General features: G+C 41.7%; 26 protein-coding genes. 23 read left to right on the forward strand and 3 right to left on the reverse strand.

Annotated elements, in window-relative coordinates; all coding sequences use genetic code 11:
• Positions 1 to 66 precede the first annotated feature (66 nt).
• The 5 genes from kamA to J7E38_RS02505 all read left to right on the forward strand — a co-directional run bounded on the left by kamA (position 67) and on the right by J7E38_RS02505 (position 3,282).
• Positions 67 to 1,503 carry a lysine 2,3-aminomutase gene (gene kamA, locus J7E38_RS02485; RefSeq protein WP_214708102.1) on the forward strand — a complete coding sequence of 479 codons (1,437 nt, stop codon included), beginning with the start codon at positions 67 to 69 and terminating at the stop codon, positions 1,501 to 1,503.
• Complete coding sequence (locus J7E38_RS02490; RefSeq protein ID WP_214708100.1) at positions 1,503 to 1,784, forward strand: YokU family protein; 282 nt, start codon at positions 1,503 to 1,505, stop codon at positions 1,782 to 1,784. The genes kamA and J7E38_RS02490 overlap by 1 nt, the downstream gene beginning before the upstream one ends.
• 130 nt (positions 1,785 to 1,914) lie before the next feature.
• A complete protein-coding gene (locus J7E38_RS02495; protein WP_144479858.1) occupies positions 1,915 to 2,106 on the forward strand; it encodes a hypothetical protein in 192 nt (63 codons plus the stop codon).
• A gap of 116 nt (positions 2,107 to 2,222) precedes the next feature.
• Positions 2,223 to 2,444 (forward strand): YozE family protein, encoded by a 222-nt coding sequence (locus J7E38_RS02500; RefSeq protein WP_214708098.1) that lies wholly within the window; start codon positions 2,223 to 2,225, stop codon positions 2,442 to 2,444.
• Between the two features lie 139 nt (positions 2,445 to 2,583).
• A complete protein-coding gene (locus J7E38_RS02505; RefSeq protein WP_214708096.1) occupies positions 2,584 to 3,282 on the forward strand; it encodes a hypothetical protein in 699 nt (232 codons plus the stop codon).
• Here J7E38_RS02505 and J7E38_RS02510 read toward each other — a convergent pair.
• Positions 3,279 to 3,449: a hypothetical protein gene (locus tag J7E38_RS02510; RefSeq protein ID WP_214708094.1), complete on the reverse strand. Its 171-nt coding sequence runs from the start codon at positions 3,447 to 3,449 to the stop codon at positions 3,279 to 3,281. The genes J7E38_RS02505 and J7E38_RS02510 overlap by 4 nt on opposite strands.
• Positions 3,450 to 3,585: 136 nt before the next feature.
• On the opposite strand from J7E38_RS02510, the gene J7E38_RS02515 reads away from it, so the two are divergent.
• Together J7E38_RS02515 and J7E38_RS02520 are read left to right on the forward strand one after the other, a co-directional pair.
• Positions 3,586 to 3,759 carry a YozD family protein gene (locus tag J7E38_RS02515; protein WP_214708092.1) on the forward strand — a complete coding sequence of 58 codons (174 nt, stop codon included), beginning with the start codon at positions 3,586 to 3,588 and terminating at the stop codon, positions 3,757 to 3,759.
• Positions 3,760 to 3,928: 169 nt separating this feature from the next.
• A complete protein-coding gene (locus J7E38_RS02520) occupies positions 3,929 to 4,699 on the forward strand; it encodes a sporulation protein (protein ID WP_214708091.1) in 771 nt (256 codons plus the stop codon).
• Between the two features lie 42 nt (positions 4,700 to 4,741).
• Here J7E38_RS02520 and J7E38_RS24035 read toward each other — a convergent pair whose 3' ends face one another.
• On the reverse strand, positions 4,742 to 4,873 hold the full coding sequence (locus J7E38_RS24035) for a hypothetical protein (RefSeq protein ID WP_285291702.1): 132 nt from the start codon (positions 4,871 to 4,873) through the stop codon (positions 4,742 to 4,744).
• A gap of 185 nt (positions 4,874 to 5,058) precedes the next feature.
• On the opposite strand from J7E38_RS24035, the gene deoD reads away from it, so the two are divergent.
• From deoD to J7E38_RS02555, 7 genes are all read left to right on the forward strand, one after another.
• A complete protein-coding gene (deoD, locus tag J7E38_RS02525; RefSeq protein ID WP_214708089.1) occupies positions 5,059 to 5,763 on the forward strand; it encodes a purine-nucleoside phosphorylase in 705 nt (234 codons plus the stop codon).
• 581 nt (positions 5,764 to 6,344) lie between these two features.
• On the forward strand, positions 6,345 to 7,196 hold the full coding sequence (locus J7E38_RS02530) for a M15 family metallopeptidase (RefSeq protein WP_215038090.1): 852 nt from the start codon (positions 6,345 to 6,347) through the stop codon (positions 7,194 to 7,196).
• Between the two features lie 217 nt (positions 7,197 to 7,413).
• Positions 7,414 to 9,810: a heavy metal translocating P-type ATPase gene (locus J7E38_RS02535; protein WP_214708087.1), complete on the forward strand. Its 2,397-nt coding sequence runs from the start codon at positions 7,414 to 7,416 to the stop codon at positions 9,808 to 9,810.
• Between the two features lie 27 nt (positions 9,811 to 9,837).
• Positions 9,838 to 10,044, forward strand: coding sequence for a copper chaperone CopZ (copZ, locus tag J7E38_RS02540; protein WP_144479845.1), 207 nt, complete (start codon positions 9,838 to 9,840; stop codon positions 10,042 to 10,044).
• Between the two features lie 190 nt (positions 10,045 to 10,234).
• Positions 10,235 to 11,737, forward strand: a complete 1,503-nt coding sequence (locus J7E38_RS02545) for a lmo1851 family serine protease (RefSeq protein WP_214708085.1) — start codon at positions 10,235 to 10,237, stop codon at positions 11,735 to 11,737.
• Positions 11,738 to 11,839: 102 nt separating this feature from the next.
• The gene (locus tag J7E38_RS02550; RefSeq protein ID WP_214708083.1) at positions 11,840 to 12,754 is read left to right on the forward strand and encodes a CobW family GTP-binding protein; all 915 of its coding nucleotides are present in this window, start codon (positions 11,840 to 11,842) and stop codon (positions 12,752 to 12,754) included.
• A 261-nt stretch (positions 12,755 to 13,015) separates the two neighbouring features.
• Positions 13,016 to 13,846, forward strand: a complete 831-nt coding sequence (locus J7E38_RS02555; RefSeq protein WP_214708081.1) for a hypothetical protein — start codon at positions 13,016 to 13,018, stop codon at positions 13,844 to 13,846.
• Positions 13,847 to 13,926: 80 nt separating this feature from the next.
• Here the strand turns inward: J7E38_RS02555 and J7E38_RS02560 are convergent, their stop codons facing one another.
• A complete protein-coding gene (locus J7E38_RS02560; protein WP_214708079.1) occupies positions 13,927 to 14,166 on the reverse strand; it encodes a hypothetical protein in 240 nt (79 codons plus the stop codon).
• Positions 14,167 to 14,280: 114 nt separating this feature from the next.
• On the opposite strand from J7E38_RS02560, the gene J7E38_RS02565 reads away from it, so the two are divergent.
• From J7E38_RS02565 to J7E38_RS02605, 9 genes are all read left to right on the forward strand, one after another.
• Positions 14,281 to 14,565 (forward strand): hypothetical protein, encoded by a 285-nt coding sequence (locus J7E38_RS02565; RefSeq protein WP_214708078.1) that lies wholly within the window; start codon positions 14,281 to 14,283, stop codon positions 14,563 to 14,565.
• Positions 14,566 to 14,779: 214 nt separating this feature from the next.
• The gene (locus J7E38_RS02570; RefSeq protein WP_214708076.1) at positions 14,780 to 15,106 is read left to right on the forward strand and encodes a rhodanese-like domain-containing protein; all 327 of its coding nucleotides are present in this window, start codon (positions 14,780 to 14,782) and stop codon (positions 15,104 to 15,106) included.
• Between the two features lie 12 nt (positions 15,107 to 15,118).
• A complete protein-coding gene (locus J7E38_RS02575; RefSeq protein ID WP_167833712.1) occupies positions 15,119 to 15,382 on the forward strand; it encodes a metal-sensitive transcriptional regulator in 264 nt (87 codons plus the stop codon).
• Positions 15,383 to 15,504: 122 nt separating this feature from the next.
• The gene (locus J7E38_RS02580) at positions 15,505 to 15,870 is read left to right on the forward strand and encodes a rhodanese-like domain-containing protein (protein WP_214708074.1); all 366 of its coding nucleotides are present in this window, start codon (positions 15,505 to 15,507) and stop codon (positions 15,868 to 15,870) included.
• A gap of 20 nt (positions 15,871 to 15,890) precedes the next feature.
• Positions 15,891 to 16,184: a rhodanese-like domain-containing protein gene (locus J7E38_RS02585; protein ID WP_214708072.1), complete on the forward strand. Its 294-nt coding sequence runs from the start codon at positions 15,891 to 15,893 to the stop codon at positions 16,182 to 16,184.
• A gap of 148 nt (positions 16,185 to 16,332) precedes the next feature.
• Entirely contained in the window at positions 16,333 to 17,295 is a 963-nt protein-coding gene (locus J7E38_RS02590) for a YncE family protein (RefSeq protein ID WP_214708070.1), read from the forward strand.
• Between the two features lie 4 nt (positions 17,296 to 17,299).
• Positions 17,300 to 17,980 carry a response regulator transcription factor gene (locus J7E38_RS02595; protein WP_214708068.1) on the forward strand — a complete coding sequence of 227 codons (681 nt, stop codon included), beginning with the start codon at positions 17,300 to 17,302 and terminating at the stop codon, positions 17,978 to 17,980.
• A complete protein-coding gene (locus tag J7E38_RS02600) occupies positions 17,977 to 19,377 on the forward strand; it encodes a sensor histidine kinase (protein ID WP_214708066.1) in 1,401 nt (466 codons plus the stop codon). The genes J7E38_RS02595 and J7E38_RS02600 overlap by 4 nt, the downstream gene beginning before the upstream one ends.
• Before the next feature lie 103 nt (positions 19,378 to 19,480).
• Positions 19,481 to 19,948 carry a FixH family protein gene (locus tag J7E38_RS02605; RefSeq protein WP_214708064.1) on the forward strand — a complete coding sequence of 156 codons (468 nt, stop codon included), beginning with the start codon at positions 19,481 to 19,483 and terminating at the stop codon, positions 19,946 to 19,948.
• Positions 19,949 to 20,219 lie beyond the last annotated feature (271 nt).

Genomic DNA, 20,219 nt, shown 5'->3' on the forward strand with positions numbered 1-20,219 from the left:
AGTCCGCTAACTCTGGCACAGAACTTGCATTATAAATTGATATAAAAATAGCTAGGGGGAAATTGGATGAAACAAACTTTATATAAGCCATTAAGACATTGGAAAGATATCGAACTATGGAAAGATGTGACCGAAGAACAGTGGAATGACTGGCTCTGGCAGCTTACCAATACAATCAGGACACTCGATGATTTGAAAAAGGTCATCAATCTGACCCCTGATGAAGAAGAGGGTGTCAGGATCTCTACAAAAACAATCCCGCTCAATATCACACCATATTATGCTTCATTAATGAATCCAGATGATCCTCGCTGCCCGGTAAGGATGCAGTCTGTCCCAATCTCAAAGGAAATCCACAAAACAAAATACGATCTTGAAGATCCATTGCACGAAGATGAGGATTCGCCTGTGCCAGGCTTGACCCATCGATATCCTGACAGGGTGCTGTTCCTTGTTACCAATCAATGTTCTATGTACTGCCGTTATTGTACCCGCCGCAGATTTTCCGGACAAATCGGCATGGGGGTTGCCAAAAAACAGCTGGATGCGGCGATCAACTATATCAAGAATACTCCTGAAGTACGCGATGTGCTGATTTCTGGAGGGGATGGGCTGCTGATCAATGACAACATCCTTGAGTATATTTTGAAAAACCTGCGTGAAATTGACCATGTTGAAATCATCCGTATCGGTACCCGTGCACCTGTTGTATTTCCGCAGCGGATTACAGAGAATCTATGTAACATCCTCAAAAAATACCATCCAATCTGGCTGAATACACACTTCAATACATCGATTGAAATTACCGAGGATTCAAAGCGGGCCTGTGAAATGCTTGCCAATGCAGGTGTCCCGGTTGGAAATCAATCGGTCATCCTTGCTGGCATTAATGACAGTGTCGCCATCATGAAAAAGCTGATGCATGACCTTGTAAAAATCCGGGTTCGCCCTTACTATATCTACCAGTGCGACCTGTCAGAAGGCATTGGCCATTTCCGCGCCCCTGTGACGAAGGGCCTTGAAATCATCGAGGGCTTGAGAGGGCATACATCCGGCTATGCTGTTCCGACCTTTGTGGTTGACGCACCTGGTGGAGGAGGAAAAATCTCCTTGCAGCCAAACTACCTGATTTCGCAAAGTCCTGAGAAAGTCGTGCTCAGGAATTTCGAAGGTGTCATCACCTCTTATCCAGAACCTGAAAATTATGTGCCAGGCAGAGCGGAAGGATACTTCAAACAGGTTTATCCTGATTACGAAAAGAAAAAATCCAATACCGGAATTGCAGCCATCATGAATGACAGTGAATTCAACTTAATCCCGGAAGGACTAGGCAGGATTGACCGCCGTGAAAAGTACGAGGAAGATCCAACACATGCATCACTCAAGGATAAGCGGGAAAAGCGCGATGAACTGAAAGAAAAGAAATTCATGGCACAACAGAATAAAACAACTCACGCCCCTGATCCTCAGGAGACGTTCCCGACAGCAAAGGGGAGTGAATAATGGCTAATTGCGAATGGTGCAGCAGTGAAAATATCAAAGCAGTCACAGACAAAGTTTATTGGGAACTACCCGATGGAACCAAAGCAATCCAAATTAATGATACACCTGCAGTCCATTGTCTCGACTGTCAAATGACCTACCAGACTGAATTGATCACAAAGGAAATCGAAGACCAGCTGTTTCTAATCGACACAAAAAAACTGGCCAAAGTCATCACCTTCGAAGAATTGATGGAACAGCCAAGACTGTTAAAACGGAATTACTTTGATTTTACATCGTGAAATGAGGAGTGACAAAAATAACCTGAAACAGAAAGCTGTTCACAAAAAATTCACACTTCCTTTTTATCCAGTTACTCCCTACTCTTTATAATAGAGTGGGGAGTATTCATATTGGAAGTGGGGAGATCTAATGTATATCGCTTTATCAATCATGCTGATGGCAGCAATGTTGGTGTTGTTCCTGTGCGGATACTATGTGAGGATGATCAAAGAGAAATTCGGGATGAACTGGCTTCATGCTGTTCCCATCACTGTGGCCATTTTAATGGTGAATATTATATGGGCATTGCTGGAAATGGCGAAATCAGCCAGATGGCAATAATGGCGGGCACCTTTCCTGTTAGAAAGGTGCTCAATACTTTCTTATATGTGGACGGACAGTGAACTTTTCGTTATAGTATGGACAGACAAATTCTAACTTTAGGCAGGCGTTCATATATGTATAAAAGCTTTTACCACTTTCTGATGAAATACCGCTCCACGAAACCGAAGGATGCGATCAGCAGGTTCGCGAACTCTGCATACGATGATCTTTCCTTCCCTAAAAACTCGGAAGACTACGACGAAATAAGCTCCTATCTGGAAATGAACGGACAGTATCCTGAAAGCATGACTGTCTTTGATGAAGCATGGGAGGAATATTTGATAGCTGAAAGCTGAAAAGGCTGCTGCGCACACACGCAGGGGCCTTTTGTTTTAATAAAATAATCCATCCTCCATCTGGGCGTGGCGATTTTCAGAATGGTGCATATACTGTGGTAATCACAATTCACGACTCATCGTTGAGGAGATGGAGGAAATGGAAAAACGGAAGAAACCTAAGTTTAACATCGGTGATACAGTCGTGATCACTATTTATGGTACCGTGGGGAAAGTGACAGATGTAAAGTGGCTTGACGGCCTTCATGTATATGAAATCAATAAGAGCGAGGGCTTGTATTTGGAAACAAGTTTGCAGATGCTCTCTGAATATGATGGAAAGCTGATGGAAAAGGAACAAATCGATATCGAGTATAAATATTTCTTCGGCGATTTAGTCCAGGTTAAAGGATATGGTTCGGATCTCTTTAAAGTTGTTGGTTTCAGGACTGAAATCTGGCGTTATAAAGAAGATGCCTGGGAGGATGTCATCTATGAACTCTCGAGGATTAAAGATGGAGAGTGGCTTGAAGCCGGGGAAGAGGAACTGACACTTGTGGCGGATTCAGAAAGCGCAGATACTTTTATTCAGAAGCTCGGCCTTCTGTTTTCAGCCAATAAAGAAGTAAGACCCTCGGTGAACCTCGATAAAAAATCCCATCAGCCCCGTGCAGGCGAAAAGGAAGAGTTGCGGAAGATCAACCAGAAAAGGATGACCATCGATCATTTGCTTGATATATACAATGACTACCGAATTTTATATAAATGGTTCAATGATGATGAATACGCTCATGTAATGAGAGTGATCATCCGCAAGCTGTCATTGCTGGTTAACAATGATGGAAAAAGCCATGTTTAAAACCAGCCTGAAAACTCAAGCAGCACATAAACAAGAAAAGGAATCCCGGCCACTTGAAAAACCTTAAATAAGGAATTCACAATGCTGCCAAAAAACTCTACAATCACACTGTTTTCTTTATTGACCTCAGCAACGAACATCTCTGCAAGCGTACCTATTGTCTTCATGGAAATTCACCCCGCCATTGATTTATTCCATTCTATGCTTGTCCAAAAGAGATAGAACGATTTTTCTGAAAAATCAATATGCTTGGCATGAAACAAGCGCATATATCATACATTTGGAATAAAGGGGGGCGAATCTGTGAAAGAGATTGAGGTTATAATCGATACAGAGGAGATTGCTGAATTTTTCTTTCATGAACTTGTTAAAAGGGGATACGTTCCCACGGAGGAAGAACTTGAAGAGATGGCGGATATCACGTTTGAATATCTGATTGAAAAATGCATCATCGATGAGGAAGAAGAAATAGATTAAGTAGATACACCGATGGGAGGGGCCGATTCGGATGAATCAGCCTTTTTTATTTTAAAGTATGTTCACTAATTAAGGAGACAAAAAAATATCGCGTTTTATGAAACCCTGTTAACTCATAATCGTATACATAAGCGTAAAAGAAAATTGTGATTTTTGGGAGGCAATGTGGATGTCATTTTTTAATAAGGTGTTTGCCAGTGTTGGAATCGGAGCGGCTAAAGTCGATACGAAGCTTGAAAAGGACCGGGTGATGCCTGGAGAAGAGATACGCGGAATTGTTCAAATTCGCGGAGGGAGCGTTGAGCAGAATATTGATGACATCTATTTGAGTTTACATACAACTTATATAAAAGAAAGCGATGACCGAAAGTATACAGCGACAGCTCAAATTGACCGCTTCAGGCTGACGCAGTCCTTTCTGATCAAAGAAAATGAAACAAAGGAAATCCCTTTCACCTTCAGGCTGCCATTGGAAATTCCGTTAACTATGGGAAGAACGAAGGTTTGGGTAACGACAGGACTTGATATCAAAAATGCAGTCGACCCCGGAGATAAAGATTATTTGACGGTAGTGCCTAACCCATTGATGCAAGGAATCTTTAATGCCGTAAGCAATCTAGGCTTCCGTTTAAGGGAGGCTGAGTGTGAGCAGGCACCCAGGCATCTTCGGCGGAATCTGCCATTCGTCCAGGAGTTTGAATTCGTGGCTGCATCAGGCCCATTTAGAGGACGTTTGGATGAACTGGAGTTGGTTCTCTATCCAAACAGCGAAAACGAAGCAGAAGTATTGATGCAAGTTGACCGAAGAGCAAGAGGTATCGGTGGTTTCTTATCAGAAGCAATGGGCATGGATGAAACCTATGTGAGGATGAATATCCATGTATCTGATTTGCCCTCCTTACAGCAAAAGCTTCAGGATACACTTGCACGATACTGCTGAAAATTTGATGAGACGATGAAGCGAAAGCTTCATCGTCTTTTTTTATCCTTGTTTCTTTCTTCCGTTAGCTGAAAATTCTTTGCCGTGTGCTTCTTGCTCGGCAACGATTGCTTCAGGAGGGATATGGTTATTTTTCTTAGGTGAATTGATGCGATTGCGATGTTTTTTACCCATTAGCTCAATCTCCTTCATGTCTTTTTTCAGTTACTCTGTCTTAGAGAATGTTTTATTTCAGCTTCGGTAAAGCTATTTCTAGCTTGCCCTTTTAACAATTTTGTCATGAAACTGAAGATTTTCCTGCTTAACTATATTGTGGTATAGTTTTGAGGTAGCAACCTATAGGATGGAGGATTATTTGAATGAGTGTACATATTGGTGCTAAAGAAAATGACATCGCAGAAACGGTATTGCTTCCGGGGGATCCTTTGAGGGCAAAATACATTGCTGAAACATTCCTTGAAGATGCAAAGTTATATAATGAAGTCAGAAATATGTTTGGGTACACAGGCACATACAAAGGCAAGAGGGTTTCCGTCCAGGGTACTGGCATGGGCGTGCCGTCCATTTCAATTTATATCAATGAGTTGATGAATAGCTATAATGTCCAAAACCTGATTCGCGTGGGCACTTGCGGAGCCATCCAAAAGGATGTCAAAGTCCGTGACGTAATCCTGGCAATGAGCTCATCAACCGACTCTCAAATGAACCGCCTTACTTTCGGCGGAGTGGACTTTGCTCCAACAGCAAATTTCAATTTATTGTACAAAGCCTACAATACAGGTCTTGAAAAAGGCTTAAACCTTAAAGTAGGTAATGTGTTCACTGCTGACCAGTTCTACAATGATAATGCAGAATTGGAAAAATGGGCCCAGTATCAAATTTTAGCGGTCGAAATGGAAACAACAGCACTCTATACACTGGCTGCCAAATACGATCGCAAAGCACTTTCTATCCTGACAGTCAGCGACCATATCCTCACCGGTGAAGAAACGACATCAGAAGAACGCCAAACAACCTTCAACGACATGATTGAAGTAGCACTCGAAGCAGCCATAAAAGAATAATGATTTGAAAACCCTTTCCTTTGAGGAGAGGGTTTTATTTAGTTATATTTCGTGTCCAGAATTCAGGAAATTCGAAATACCTAATAGTTTAAATGACATTTTGAAGGCAGAGGGAAGTCAAAATGTCTAAGAAACTGTGTTTAATGGACATTTTGAGAGGAGAGTGTAACCAAAATGTCTAAGAAATGGTGTTTAAAAGACATTTTGAAGGCAGAGAGAAGCCAAACTGTCTAAGAAATGGTGTTTAAAGGACATTTTGGAGGCAGAGAGAAGCAAAAATGTCTAAGAAACCGTATTTAATGGACATTTTGAGGATAGAGTGTAATCAAAAAGTCGTAGAAATCGTGTTTAAAGGACATTTCGGAGGGAAAGTGTAATCAAAATGTCTAAGAACCCGATTTTGACGGACATTTTTACCATCCAAGCATACTGTCTCTAATGGTTATACTGATTCAGTTTGCATTTCCCAAAACCAGGTATAATGAATAACAGGGATAATGGGAAAAAAGGCCATTCGAAAGTTTGTTGAAAAATGTTAGAATGGTGTTATTGCCTTAAAATGTTGAAGATTGGTGGACATAATGAAAAAAATATTACCAGTAATCGCCTTGCCAATATTATTGACAGGGTGTGCACCTGTTGAGCCTTATCTAGAGAAAATTCCTTACTTGGGAGAAAAACTAGTTGGACAAGATAAACAGGATGACAAGCCAGCAGAAGTAACAGAACCTGAGCAGAACAACATGGAAAACGAGGATCCTCAAGGGGACAAGCCTGAAAATGAAGCATTGACACTTGAAGCGGCTTATTTCAATGTGGTCCAGCAGGCGGACGGCAAGAATGTCATCCAGAACCCGCAGAACACTTTGGCGCTTGTCAATAAGATTTTTGGATTGCCAGGCAATTATATTCCCGGCGACCTCGTTCGGCCGAAAGTCCAATTTTCTTTTGGAGATGCAAAGCTTGAAAAGAGCCTTATGAGGAAAGAGGCTGCAGAAGCTATGGAAAAGATGTTTGCAGGAGCAAGGAATGATGGAATCGAACTTGCTGCCGTTTCCGGTTACAGGTCATATGGCCGACAGGAAACCCTGTTCAAAGCTGAGGTCAATAAGGTAGGCGAAGAAAAGGCCCTTGAGGCAGTTGCCAGACCTGGAAGCAGTGAGCACCAAACAGGCTTGACGATGGATATATCAAGCAAGAACAATAATTTTAATCTGAATGAACAATTCGGTTCAACAAAAGAAGGAGTCTGGCTTGCCCACAATGCTCATAAATACGGCTTTATCCTGAGGTATCCAAAAGGAAAGGAAGAGCTGACAGGCTATATGTATGAACCGTGGCATTTTCGGTATGTGGGCATAAAAGCGGCAACCGAAATTTATGAAAATGAATGGACACTTGAAGAGTATTTTGAAAATGTGAAGAAAATCTAATTGGGAGCCTGGCTGCAAGCCGGGCTTTTTGTTTTAAAAATGTAATAACTCTTATTCCCATATCCGCAAGAATAGTGATATTTTTAACTGTATACTTTGTCAAACAGGGTAAAATTAAAAAAGCACAAACATTTTGGTTGATTAATATACTATACAGGGGTATAGTAAGTGGTGAAGATAAGATTAAAAAATCATCGTTCGAAACGGGGTGTAATTGATGAAAGAACAAATGACTGTCGATATTACAGGCATGACGTGTGCTTCCTGCTCCACAAGGATCGAAAAAGTCCTGAATAAAATGGATGGAGTCGAAGCAACTGTTAACCTGGCGATGGAAAATGCCTCAGTACAATACGATAAAGAGAAAATCAATCCTGATGATATTTTCAACAAAATAAATGACCTGGGGTACGGCGTCAGAAACGATAAGATGGATTTGGATGTGTTCGGCATGACCTGTGCGGCCTGTTCGACCAGGATTGAAAAGGTACTGAACAAAATGGATGGTATGAAGTCAGCCACCGTTAACCTGGCGACTGAATCCGCCTCAGTTGAGTTCAACAGTGCCGTCCTGTCCGTTGATCAAATCATCGCTAAAATACAGGATCTTGGCTATGATGCCAAGGAAAAAATTCAGCGTGAAGCAAAGGCACAGCAAAAAGAAGAGGAAATTAACGCAAAGAAAAGAAAGTTATTAATATCCATTCTTTTGTCGCTTCCGCTTTTGTACACCATGATTGGCCATGCACCTTGGGATACTGGCCTGCCGATGCCGCATCTGCTGATGAATCCATGGTTCCAGCTCTTGTTGGCGACCCCAGTCCAATTCTGGATTGGCGGCCAATTTTATGTGGGTGCCTATAAGTCGTTAAAAAACAAAAGTGCGAATATGGATGTCCTTGTTGCCCTTGGTACTTCTGCTGCTTATTTTTACAGTCTTGCAGAAGCAATTAAAACAATCGGAAACCCGGGCTATATGCCGCATTTGTATTTTGAAACGAGCGCGGTACTGATCACCCTGATTCTTGTTGGAAAACTGTTCGAGGCACTTGCGAAAGGACGTACAACAGAAGCGATTTCGAAGCTTCTAAGTCTGCAAGCAAAGGAAGCGACCGTCATCAGGGATGGCGAGGAAATGAAAATCCCAATCGAGGATGTCAAAGTCAACGATACCATACTAGTGAAGCCTGGCGAGAAGATTCCGGTAGATGGCAAGGTGTTAAATGGACAGTCCGCTGTCGATGAGGCCATGATAACAGGGGAATCCATTCCGGTTGAAAAGTCTGCAGGCGACCCATTGATCGGTGCGACAATCAATAAAAACGGCACTCTGACAATGACTGCAACCAAGGTCGGTAAAGATACCGCCCTTGCAGGAATAATCAAAGTCGTAGAAGATGCACAGGGAAGCAAGGCGCCAATCCAGCGTGTGGCCGACCAGATTTCCGGTATCTTTGTTCCGATCGTTGTTGCGATTGCGATCGTCACATTCCTTGTCTGGTATTTCTTGATTACACCTGGTGATTTTGCATCATCTCTGGAAACAGCGATTGCTGTACTCGTCATCGCCTGCCCATGCGCACTTGGGCTGGCAACTCCAACCTCCATTATGGTGGGAACAGGAAAAGGTGCAGAAAACGGAATCCTATTCAAGGGCGGGGAGCATTTAGAAGCTACCCATAAAATTAATGCTATTGTTCTTGATAAAACGGGTACAATTACTAAAGGTAAACCAAGTGTAACTGATTTAGAAATATTCGGTGAAGAAGAAAAAATCCTTAAGTATCTGGTATCAGCCGAGAAATCCTCAGAACACCCTCTTGCTGAGGCGGTTGTTGAATATGGCAGCGCAAATAACATTGAGATCCTTCCGGTGGATGAGTTTTCAGCGATACCAGGCCACGGAATAGAAGCAGTCATCAAGGGTGAAAAAGTTTTGGTGGGAACCAGAAAGCTGATGAAGCAGACGGGAGTCGTATTTGACAGATACGAAGAACAGCTGGAGAAGCTGGAGACTGAAGGAAAAACAGCCATGCTGATTGCCATCGATAATAAAGTGAATGGTATAGTCGCCGTGGCAGATACTGTGAAAGAAACAGCCAAAACGGCAATTGAAGAGCTTAAATCAATGGGCATCGAAGTATATATGCTCACCGGTGACAATAAGCGTACTGCCCATGCGATTGCCTCCCAGGTTGGCGTCGAAAATGTCATTGCTGAAGTACTGCCGGAAGAAAAGGCAAACCATGTAAAAGAACTTCAGCTTAAAGGCAAGAAAGTCGCAATGGTCGGCGACGGCATAAATGATGCGCCGGCACTTGCCCTTGCCGATATCGGGATTGCGATTGGTACAGGGACAGATGTGGCAATTGAAGCTGCTGATGTCACCATTCTTGGTGGGGAATTAACATTGATTCCTAAAGCAATCTCATTAAGTAAAAAGACAATGCAAAACATTCGCCAAAACTTGTTCTGGGCACTGGCATACAACTCAGCGGGTATCCCAATCGCTGCCATGGGACTCCTCGCGCCATGGGTAGCAGGAGCGGCAATGGCATTCAGTTCAGTTTCTGTAGTGACTAATTCCCTTCGTTTGAAGCGGATTAAGTTATAAATTTTTTATGAGAGAGGAAGAGTTAAAATGGAAAAAACAACTTTAAATGTATCAGGAATGACATGCGGACACTGCGAAAAGGCAGTTAAAAACGCTTTGATGGGCGTAGACGGTGTGGCCAGTGTAGTCGTTTCATTATCAGAGGGAAAAGCTGAAGTAGAATACGATGCTTCTAAAGCGGAAGTAAGCAAAATGAAGGCTGCTGTTGAAGATCAAGGCTACGATGTAGAATAAGATTCAAAGAGGCTGACAAGAGGTCATGGTTTTGACCTATGTCAGCCTCTTTTTGTTTCATAGGAGGGCCGCTGCATGGAGGCATACAGCACAATTCAGGTGCATTGCCTATTTTTCTGTTAATTTCAGAGTAAAAATGTTATTCTAATCATTAAGGATTTTAAGCTTGATTGGAAAGTGGTGAAAAGGGTTGGATCAGCAAAATATAAATGAAGAAAACAAGGAAGAGCTTGAAGGCCAAAATAAGGCGGAAGAAACAGAGAACAAGAATAGTTTTCTTCGGATCAAAAAGTTCCACTTTGCAATGCTGTTGTTTTTTCTTGTCTTTTTAACAGCAGGAATCACTACCTTTGCGCTTGCTTTCGGTGAGGACAAGCCAGCAGTGCAGGTTATAAGGGAAAGAGAAGAATTTGCAAAGCTATACGACGCATATGACACTTTGAAAAATGAATATTACCAGGATATTGACCAGGAAAAACTTATCAATGGGGCGATAGATGGAATGCTTTCTTCACTGGATGATCCGTATTCAGATTATATGAGCCAGGAAGATGCGAAGAATTTCCACCAGAGTCTGTCGTCATCATTTGAAGGGATTGGAGCGGAAATCCAGGAGAGAGATGGTTACATTTCCATCGTCACTCCGCTAAAAGGTTCTCCAGCTGAAAAAGCAGGGCTCCAGCCTGAGGATAAAATCATGTCGGTTGACGGCAAAAGTCTCCAAGGTATGAGTACGACTGAAGCCGTAGCTCTCATTAGGGGTGAAAAAGGGACTGATGTAAAGTTGTCCATTCTTCGCCAGGGGGCCGAAAAGCCGGTTGACGTTACCATCACACGTGATACGATCCCGATTGAAACAGTTTATGGTGAGATGCTTGAAGATGGAATTGCCAAAGTCCAGATTACGAATTTCTCACAAAACACTGCTAATGAATTAGTAAATGTTTTAAATGACCTGCAAAAGCAGGGGATGAAAGGACTTGTCCTGGACCTTCGCCAAAATCCAGGCGGACTTCTTGACCAGGCAATCAAAATATCAAGTCTTTTTGTTCCTGAAGGAGAGATCCTATTCCAGGTTGAAGACCGCAATGGCAATGTGAAAAAGTATCCATCTGAAAATAAAAATGGCAACAAGCTTCCTCTTGTAGTAGTCATCGATAAAGGAAGCGCCAGTGCATCGGAAATCCTGGCGGGAGCTGTCAGTGAATCTGCCGGTGTTCCATTGGTGGGTGAAAAGTCATTCGGCAAAGGGACTGTACAGCGGGCGGAGGATTTTTCTGACGGTTCGAATATGAAGTTCACAACAGATAAATGGTTGACACCTAAAGGGAATTGGATCCATAAAAAAGGCATCAAACCGGACTATGAAGTGGCTATGCCGGAATACGCTTCACTGCCGTTTATCGATCCGGAAACTGAACTGACAGTTTCAACAGCCTCTGAGCAGGTGAAATCAGCTCAAAAGATGTTGAAGGCGCTTGGATTTGACCCTGGAAGGGAAGACGGATTTTTTGATGAAAAAACGAAGGAAGCAGTCAGCGAATTCCAGAAATCCAAAAAGATCGAACAAACAGGTATCCTGAAAGGAAGCACAACCATCGAGCTGATGAATGGATTGCGTGAACAGCTTAAGAAAGATGATCCGCAAGTACAAAAGGCGCTTCAAGTGTTAAAGCAGAAGATGGCGAAATAGCGGTTGGTGCACAGGAATTACCTAATAATGTGGTAACTTGAAAATCTCCAGCTTTTGCTGGAGATTTTCTATATTACTTAGGAAAGATAGGCGAATGTGAAAATGAAAAAAGCAGAAGTTTATATTTTGTCAGGATTTCTGGGAACAGGAAAAACGACTTTATTGAAGCGTCTTTTACAGCATGAAAAAGAGGCTGAAAGAAACATAGCTGTGATGATGAATGAGCTTGGAAGTGTATCGATTGATTCAGATGCCGTCGATTCTGATGTCCCGTTGAAAGAGTTATTAGGAGGGTGCATTTGCTGTACAATCCAGGATAAACTTGAATCCCAGCTTCAAGGATTGCTCTTCGATCATGACCTCGATGCGATTTATATCGAAACAACAGGTGCTGCACATCCAGTAGAAGTTTTGGATGCAGTGCTGTCGCCGCTGTTTGCAGACAAACTGATGATCAAAGGAATCATCACGACTGTGGATGGACCGCAATGGCTTAATAGAACTAGTCTCGATCCGCAGGTCCATCAGCTTTTACTTGAACAAGTCAAGCATGCTGACCTGGTCATTATCAATAAATCAGATCTGCTCAGTGAGTCTGAACAGGCCAAAATCAGCATGGACTTACAAGGTCTTAACTCTAAAGCGAAATGTATTTTGAGTTCCTATTCCAAGATGCCAATGAAGCTTTTGGAAGGATTATCCTATTCAAAAAAAGCGGAAAGCGCAGATTCACATGTGTTGGCGGATTTAAGACTGAGTACATTTGTTTACCGGTTCGAGACTGCGATAAGCCAAATGGCATTTGAAGATTTCTTAAGGGCACTTCCAGATTCCATTTATCGGATTAAAGGATATGTATGGTTTGACCATTCTACGTATCCCGACTTATTCCAGTATTCATATGGCATGCCATTTTATATGAAAGAATACATGAAGATGCCGCTGAACCTTGTTTTCATCGGCCAGGTTACAGATTGGAACAATATAGAACAGCAGTTAAGGAAACTGGAAAAGTAAGACTGTTATCAAGGATCTAAGCCCGGGTAAAAGTTAGACATCTATATCAAAGACTTTTGATCGCAATCGATAATTCATTAAGATTATCTAGAGAACCATAATAATGATTGAACATGCCCAGCTATCCTGGGCTTTTTATTTTCATTTTTTTTCCTGAATAGTACAGAGTGTAAAAGCAAAAACTTTCATGTAGCAAAAAAAACTGAATGATACTCAGGATAGAACTAAATAAAATAAGCCGGGTTAAGAAGAGATGATCTTATGAATGCATTTAAAATTTTTATAATGGCGATGGTGCTTCTAACCTTTTCGGACATAAGCGCGGAAGCTAAGAAACAATCAGACAAGGTTAAAATGCCGCAGTGGGAAGAAGTTAATGAAATCCTGCCGAGATACAGCAAGTTCACTGTCATGGATCTGGAAACAGGCCTCCGTTTCCGGGTCCAGAGGAGAGCCGGAAGCAACCATGCGGATGTGCAGCCTCTTACATCGGAAGATACTGCGATTATGAAGAAAATTTACAATGGCAAATGGAGCTGGAAGCGCAGGGCGATTATCGTTATTTCGGAAAAAGAAAAAATCGCCGCTTCGATGCACGGAATGCCGCATGGGGGCGGAGCCTTGAAAAATAACTTTCCGGGGCACTTTTGCATCCACTTTTACGGAAGTACAACTCACCGTACGAATTTTATGGATTTATCCCATAAACTTATGATATTAAAATCGGCAGGAAAGCTTGAGAAATATCTGGAACAAACAGATCCATATGATTTGGTTAATGCTTATATCGCAGGAATCAAACAGCAGGATCCTTATATTGTTTCATTTATCTCTCTTCAGGACATTAAATGGAAAAAGCTGCTGCCGCAAATTGAGAATATCAATATTAACCGGATGGAAGTCTTGCCAGCTGAGGATGTGGGAGATCAATTGACTTTGACTGTACCTGTGGAAATCAATTGGCAGATGAAAGGCAGAGGCGGACGGAATTTTACAGGAGAGATAGTACTTGTCCGATTCTTGGGAAATGAACAATGGAAGGTTGATTCAACCCGTTTTCTTGAAGATAATAAAATAGCGATACCTAAATGAAAAGCTTGAGAACTTGTCTCAAGCTTTTCATTGTTGTTCCTGAATGCGAATAAATCAAGGCTTACCGTGTACCTTCCGTTTCAACTTTCACCGAATTTGGCAAAAGTTTTCTCATCTTCGACAAGACCGCAGGCAGCACATTGGATTTTCAGCTCTGGGCCTTTATACGGAAGGTGGAAGGGATCTAATTGGTCATTCGAATATTGTTCCACAATCTCACCGGATTGCGGGTTTAATTTTACAGGCTGAGGAATCTGGGAAATCATATTAAATCTGGTCCGGTTGGTTTTGCAATTAGGACAACGATACGGTTTGCTCATGATATAGTCTCCTTTTAAGTCATTTATCTTTATTTTTTGCATTGTCGGGGTGAATTATGTAAATATACAAAGTAAGGACATGAAACCGTCATTTTTTTGCAGGAGGCTGTAAAAGTGGAGACAGAGGCATATGAGAAATTACTTGATGAATACAGGATGATTTGGAACAATCGCCGGCTGGAGTCAGCTCAGGAGCCAGAAGAGATTCTTAGAGATGCCATTCTTAGGGATCTGAGAGATGAGAATTCCCATCCAAGGGCCAGAAAATCACTAAAAGATAAATTCTTTCTTGCCACAAAGAGGATAATGGAGTCATCTTTGTCAACTGAAAGCAAAGTCATTTTAATTCAATTGCATCTGGAATTGGCGGATGCCATTCAGCTGGAGGATTCTAAGTAGGGGGACGAAATATTGGGGAAGAGGTCCTGTTGTTGGATTTCAGTTCTGAAACGTACCTGGTCTGTTCCTGTCTAAGAAGGAAGTGTTGCTTCCTTTTTTTTTGAGAAAAATGTCAAAAAATATCATCATAACACTTGCTTTTATACCCCTCGTGGTATAAAATTTAGATTGTAAGTTCAGTGATGAACAAGAATTAATAAGAGGTGAAGAGTAGTTGCTGACTGGTTTTATCATCATTCTCCTTTTGGTCACTTTGATTTTCAACCGCTATGTTCCTGTGAGGAATCTTCGGGCGGTAAACGGCCATGAGCATGAAGCAATATTTGTCGACCTGAGAGATTATCAGGATTCAGCTAAAAATCCTGTCAATGGAGCCATTAATATCCCATGTGGATATTTAAAAAGATATATAAAGGAAATCCCGAATGAACAAATTGTCATCATTGCATCCAATGAAGTAGAAAAGAATTTTGGAGCAAGATTGCTAAAGAAATATGGTTATGATATCAAGGGTTATACCATTACTGGACCATCACAATAGGAGGTGGCTAAAGTGGAGTACAATAAAGAAATAGTCAATCGCCTGAAAAGAATCGAGGGGCAGGTTAGGGGCAGCATACGCTTATTGGAAGAACAGGAAGAATGCAAGTCGGTCGTGACTCAGCTGTCAGCAATCCGTTCCGCAGTCGATCGTACGATTGCCTTGGTTGTCAGCAAGAATCTTGAACAATGCTTGATCAGTGATTTGCAGGAGGGACGGGAAACATCGCAGGCAGTTAATGACGCAGTAGAACTGCTTGTCAAGAGCAGGAAATAAATCAATTTCTGTTCTTGACAAGGCGATTTTTGTCACTTAAAATACCCTTATTGGTATATAGGTATGGTGAATCCATTCCTTTTCTATGGGGATCTACTAAAAAGATAACGAGGTGTATATGGATGGATGTAGTAATTAATGTGTTAATTGTTGTTTTAGCCGTAGCATTCTTATGGAGCCGTTTAGCTCCAACCAAAGGTGTGAATCAAATCACGACTGCACAGCTTCGTGAAATGGTGAAGACAAAACCGGCAGGAACACAATTTGTCGATGTCAGGACTCCTGGCGAATATAAAGGAAACCATATTAAAGGGTTCAAGAATATTCCGCTTCAACAGCTGGCAAACCGCACAGGAGAACTTTCTCAGGAAAAAGATGTAGTCGTCATTTGCCAGAGTGGCATGCGCAGCAGTCAGGCAAGCAAGTTATTGAAAAAAGCTGGATTTAAAAATGTTACAAATGTAAAGGGCGGCATGAGCGCCTGGTAATTTTTAAGGAGGAAAAGAAAATGCGTCAGATGACACCAACAGAAGTACAGAATAAATTAGGCAGCAATGAATTTGAAGTTGTGGATGTTCGCGAGGTAAGCGAAGTTGCACAAGGAAAGATTCCTGGTGCAATCCACATTCCACTTGGACTTCTTGAGTTCAGGATGAACGAATTGGACAAGAATAAAACCTATGTAATGGTTTGCCGTTCTGGCGGCCGCAGTTCAAGAGCATCCCAATTCCTTGATTATCATGGATATAATGTGATCAATATGCAGGGCGGAATGATGGCCTGGCAGGGTCCAACTGAATAATGCAGCAATAGAGACGGCGATGGCTGTCTCTATTTTTATGTAATCATGACCATGGCGTAAATAGGATCCGATACGTTCGATTTCATAGATTTATCACAAATTAGAGATATAATAATGTGAGATACTAGTGGAAGAAAAGGAGTTAATTATGAAGCGGACTTATTTGTTGGCAGCAGTGGTTTTCACTGCTTTGTTATCTGCCTGTTCTTTCGAATCATATGAGCCAATCTCAAAAGATTCTTCTATTATATCTACAGTGAACATAAAGGAAATGACCATTTCTTTTTATGATATGGATAAAGAGGAAAAATTGCCTGATTGGAAGGTTGACCGCCCATATATAGGCGGAATGATTCTGCCTGATGGGGACACGCTCCTTCTTTACGGAAAAACCTTGGAGACGGTTGACCTCTATTCATTAAGCAGAGGGGAAAAAATTGATTCCTGGGAAACAGGCGAAGGAATCGTTAACTCTTTATTAGTAGGTGATGGAGAAATAGCCTTTGCCGACCAAAACAGGGAAAGTATCCGCTTTTTTAATGTTAACGGGAAAGAAGTGAAAGAGGTCGAGGCGGAGAAAGACCCTTTAACCCTCCTCGAAGCGGAGGACAAGCTTTATGTGATCAGCTACAACCAGGAGATGGTCACCGTTATTGACCTGATGAATAAAGAAAGGCTCCCTGGATTTAAAGTTCATCCTGCAGCAGCTGGGGCCATCATGCACACGGGAAATAATGAGTTATGGATTGGCGGGCATGGCAAAGGGGCCCAAATCGAAGAGCGAATCCACATTTATGACCTAAAAACAAGAACTTTAAAAAAAGAAATACCAGCTCCGGTGATGCCAGTGGATTTTACAAAGAATGAAGACAATATTTTTGTTTTGAGCCATGGCTCCAATACGCTGTATAAGTTGTCAGGGGACGGGACAAAGGAGGGTTCAATTAAGGTAGGTGCGAATCCTTTTGAGATTGAAGTCTTTGAAGATAAGCTGATTGTTGCTGGTTATGATAGCAACGAGGTGTATATTATAAACCCCGAAAGCTTATCAATTGAAAAAACGCTGAAAGTCGGCGACGGCCCCTTTCAAATAGTTACGAGGGAGAGATAACAGGATGAATCCCGTAAATGTTCTGATCATCGATGACGAAGAGGATATGCGTAATCTCGTTCAAATGTATCTGGAAAACTCAGGTTTTACATGTGTTCATGCAGCTGATGGCGTGGAAGGCTTGCGGAAGCTGCAAGAACAAAAATTCGACCTGGTGATTCTTGATATCATGATGCCATTTGAGGATGGCTTTGCTGTATGCGGAAAAATACGGGCTTTTTCACAAGTGCCGATTATATTTTTATCAGCTAAAGGGGAAGAATGGGATAAAGTGAAGGGCCTCCAGCTTGGAGGGGATGATTATATCGTCAAGCCATTCAGTCCAGGTGAGCTGGTAGCAAGAATCAATGCGCTGTTAAGAAGGACATCGTTCGTTAAGAATGAAGATGAGACAGTGACTCTTGGTAAAATAACCATCGATAAAAAGGGAAGAAGGGTTAGTGTAGATAGTGAGATTGTTCCCCTGACGCTTAAAGAATTCGAGCTGCTCGTCTTTCTCGTTAAGCACCAGGGCCAGGCTCTTAGCAGGGAACAACTGCTTGAATATGTTTGGGGTATGGATTACCACGGCAGTTTAAGAACGGTAGACACACATATTAAGACACTGCGAATGAAATTGGGTACTGGTGACTATATTCAAACCATATGGGGCGTCGGATATAAGTTCGAGGTGCCGGCAGGATGATCTCTTTTTCAGACAGCCTTTTTAAAAAGCTATGGCTGACGGTTACTGCGACTATCCTGATTACTGTCTTATATTCCTATTTATTATCTTACCTATTTTACGAGAAACTCTATGTCGATATTGTTGAAGAATCGTTATTGGATGAAGGTAACCGCCTTGCAAGCGACTATAAAGGTGGACCACTGACAGATGAAATGAGGCAGCAAGTGGAATGGTATAATGAAAAATCTGAATCAGAGGTTTTTCTTGTCAGCAATCCTAAAGAGTTAAGTGCCTGCCTTCCCTATTCAATCGATTATGAGACACTGATCGGACAAGAAGAACGGGAACAGCTTCTGGAAGGGGAGCCAGTACTGAAATCTGGTTTTGAAGAGAGATTTGGCCGGAAAATACTTGCCGTGGCCATTCCTCTTCTTGATAACAGCAGGCTTGAGGGAATTATTTACTTATACGTTCCGCTAGCTAAAATCTCCGAACTGACGGTTGATTTTTCATTTCTTTGGCTAATTGGTGGAGTGGTGTTCATTGTCATAGCTGCTTACCTTGGGTTTAAAATGCTTCACCGGCTTACGAGGCCTCTTGCAGCTATGAAGCAGGCAGCAGAAAAGGTATCTGATGGAGACTATTCGGCGCGTGTGGATATTCAATCGAATGATGAGATTGGACAGCTTGCCAAGGCCTTTAACCATATGTCTGAGTCTGTTCAAAAAGAGGATGAAAAAAAGAGGGAGTTCCTGGCTGATGTATCCCATGAACTCAGGACTCCTATCAGCTATATAAAAGGTTATAGTGAAGCATTGGAAGCCGGAATAATAAAAGATCCTGATGAAAAAAATAAATACCTCAAACTTATCAACAGGGAATCTGGCAGGATGGTTAAAATCGTGGAGGACTTACTTGACCTTTCAAGGCTGGATGCGGAGGAATATAAGCTGGTAAAAAACCCATTTTCACTGGCACAGCTAATTGATGATTTTATCATTAAGTATGGGCCTGCCATGAATGAAAAAAATATCAGCCTGTCACTTGATTTGGATCCGGATATTATCATCAATGGTGATGAAGGTAGACTGGAACAAATCTTCCAGAATATTATCGACAACTCCATTCGTTATACTGAAAAAAATGGGACGATTTCAGTCCGGCTGAACAAAGATCCATATGGCTGCAAAGTTGAAATCCAGGACACCGGTATTGGAATACCAGCTGAAGATATTGCGAAGCTTACAGATCGCTTTTACAGAGTGAATAAGGCAAGATCTCGAGCAGACGGCGGAACAGGGCTGGGACTAGCCATCGTGGATAAATTAGTGAAGCTTCATGATGGAAGGATGGAAATTACGAGCGAGCTAGGAAAAGGTACAGCCATCAAGCTTTATTTTCCGGTAATAGAATGATCATCATTCAAAATGACATATCTTGATAATAATTAGCTCATACTTTCAACACATTTTAAGGCTAGGATAACACTGTATTAATCTTAATTAAGGGGTAAAAAGAATGAAACGATTATGGATAACAATAATGGTGGTGCTGCTGGGCCTGTTTGCAACAGCTTGTACGCAAGATCAAGCTGAAGAAGAGCCACAATTTTTAGAAGTCGATCTCACTGCCAATCCTGAAAAAGCCGAGAAAGGTGAAGAGATTACATTCGAGGCCAAAGTTTCCTACGGATCGGAAGAAGTAGAAGATGCAGAAGAGGTTAAATTTGAAATCTGGCGTTCCCAGGCAGAGGAACATGAAAAGATTGTAGTAGAACATGCTGAAAATGGAGTATATCGATTGAAGAAGTCTTTTGAAGAAGAAGGGACGTACTATATTATTTCTCATGTCACGGCACGACGTATGCATAATATGCCAAAAATCGAATTTATAGTCGGCCATCCAAGTGAGCCGGAAGAGGGCAACTCTACTGACATGAAAATGGAAGACATGGATAAACAGAATACAGAAAAAAGCGGACATTGATATTAAGTGGCAGTTGCCGCTTTTTTTTATGCAAAAATCCACCTAGAAGATTGTAATTCTTTTAATGTTTGTAATATGGACGAAAAAAAAGTAAAGATTTAGGCCGAATAAAAAAAGTGTCAATAACTTTGTTTTTCCTTTTTGAGGTGAGGCTGGTTATTAAATAAAAATATGGTTAATTGTGCCTAGATTAAAATTCCTAAAAACCCTTTTAAAATGCGGTTGGGGAATATATTTCCTATGATATTTTGATAGAATAGTAATATTTCCA

The sequence above is a fragment of the Bacillus sp. ISL-35 genome, from assembly GCF_018613355.1.
GTDB lineage: Bacteria > Bacillota > Bacilli > Bacillales > Cytobacillaceae > Mesobacillus.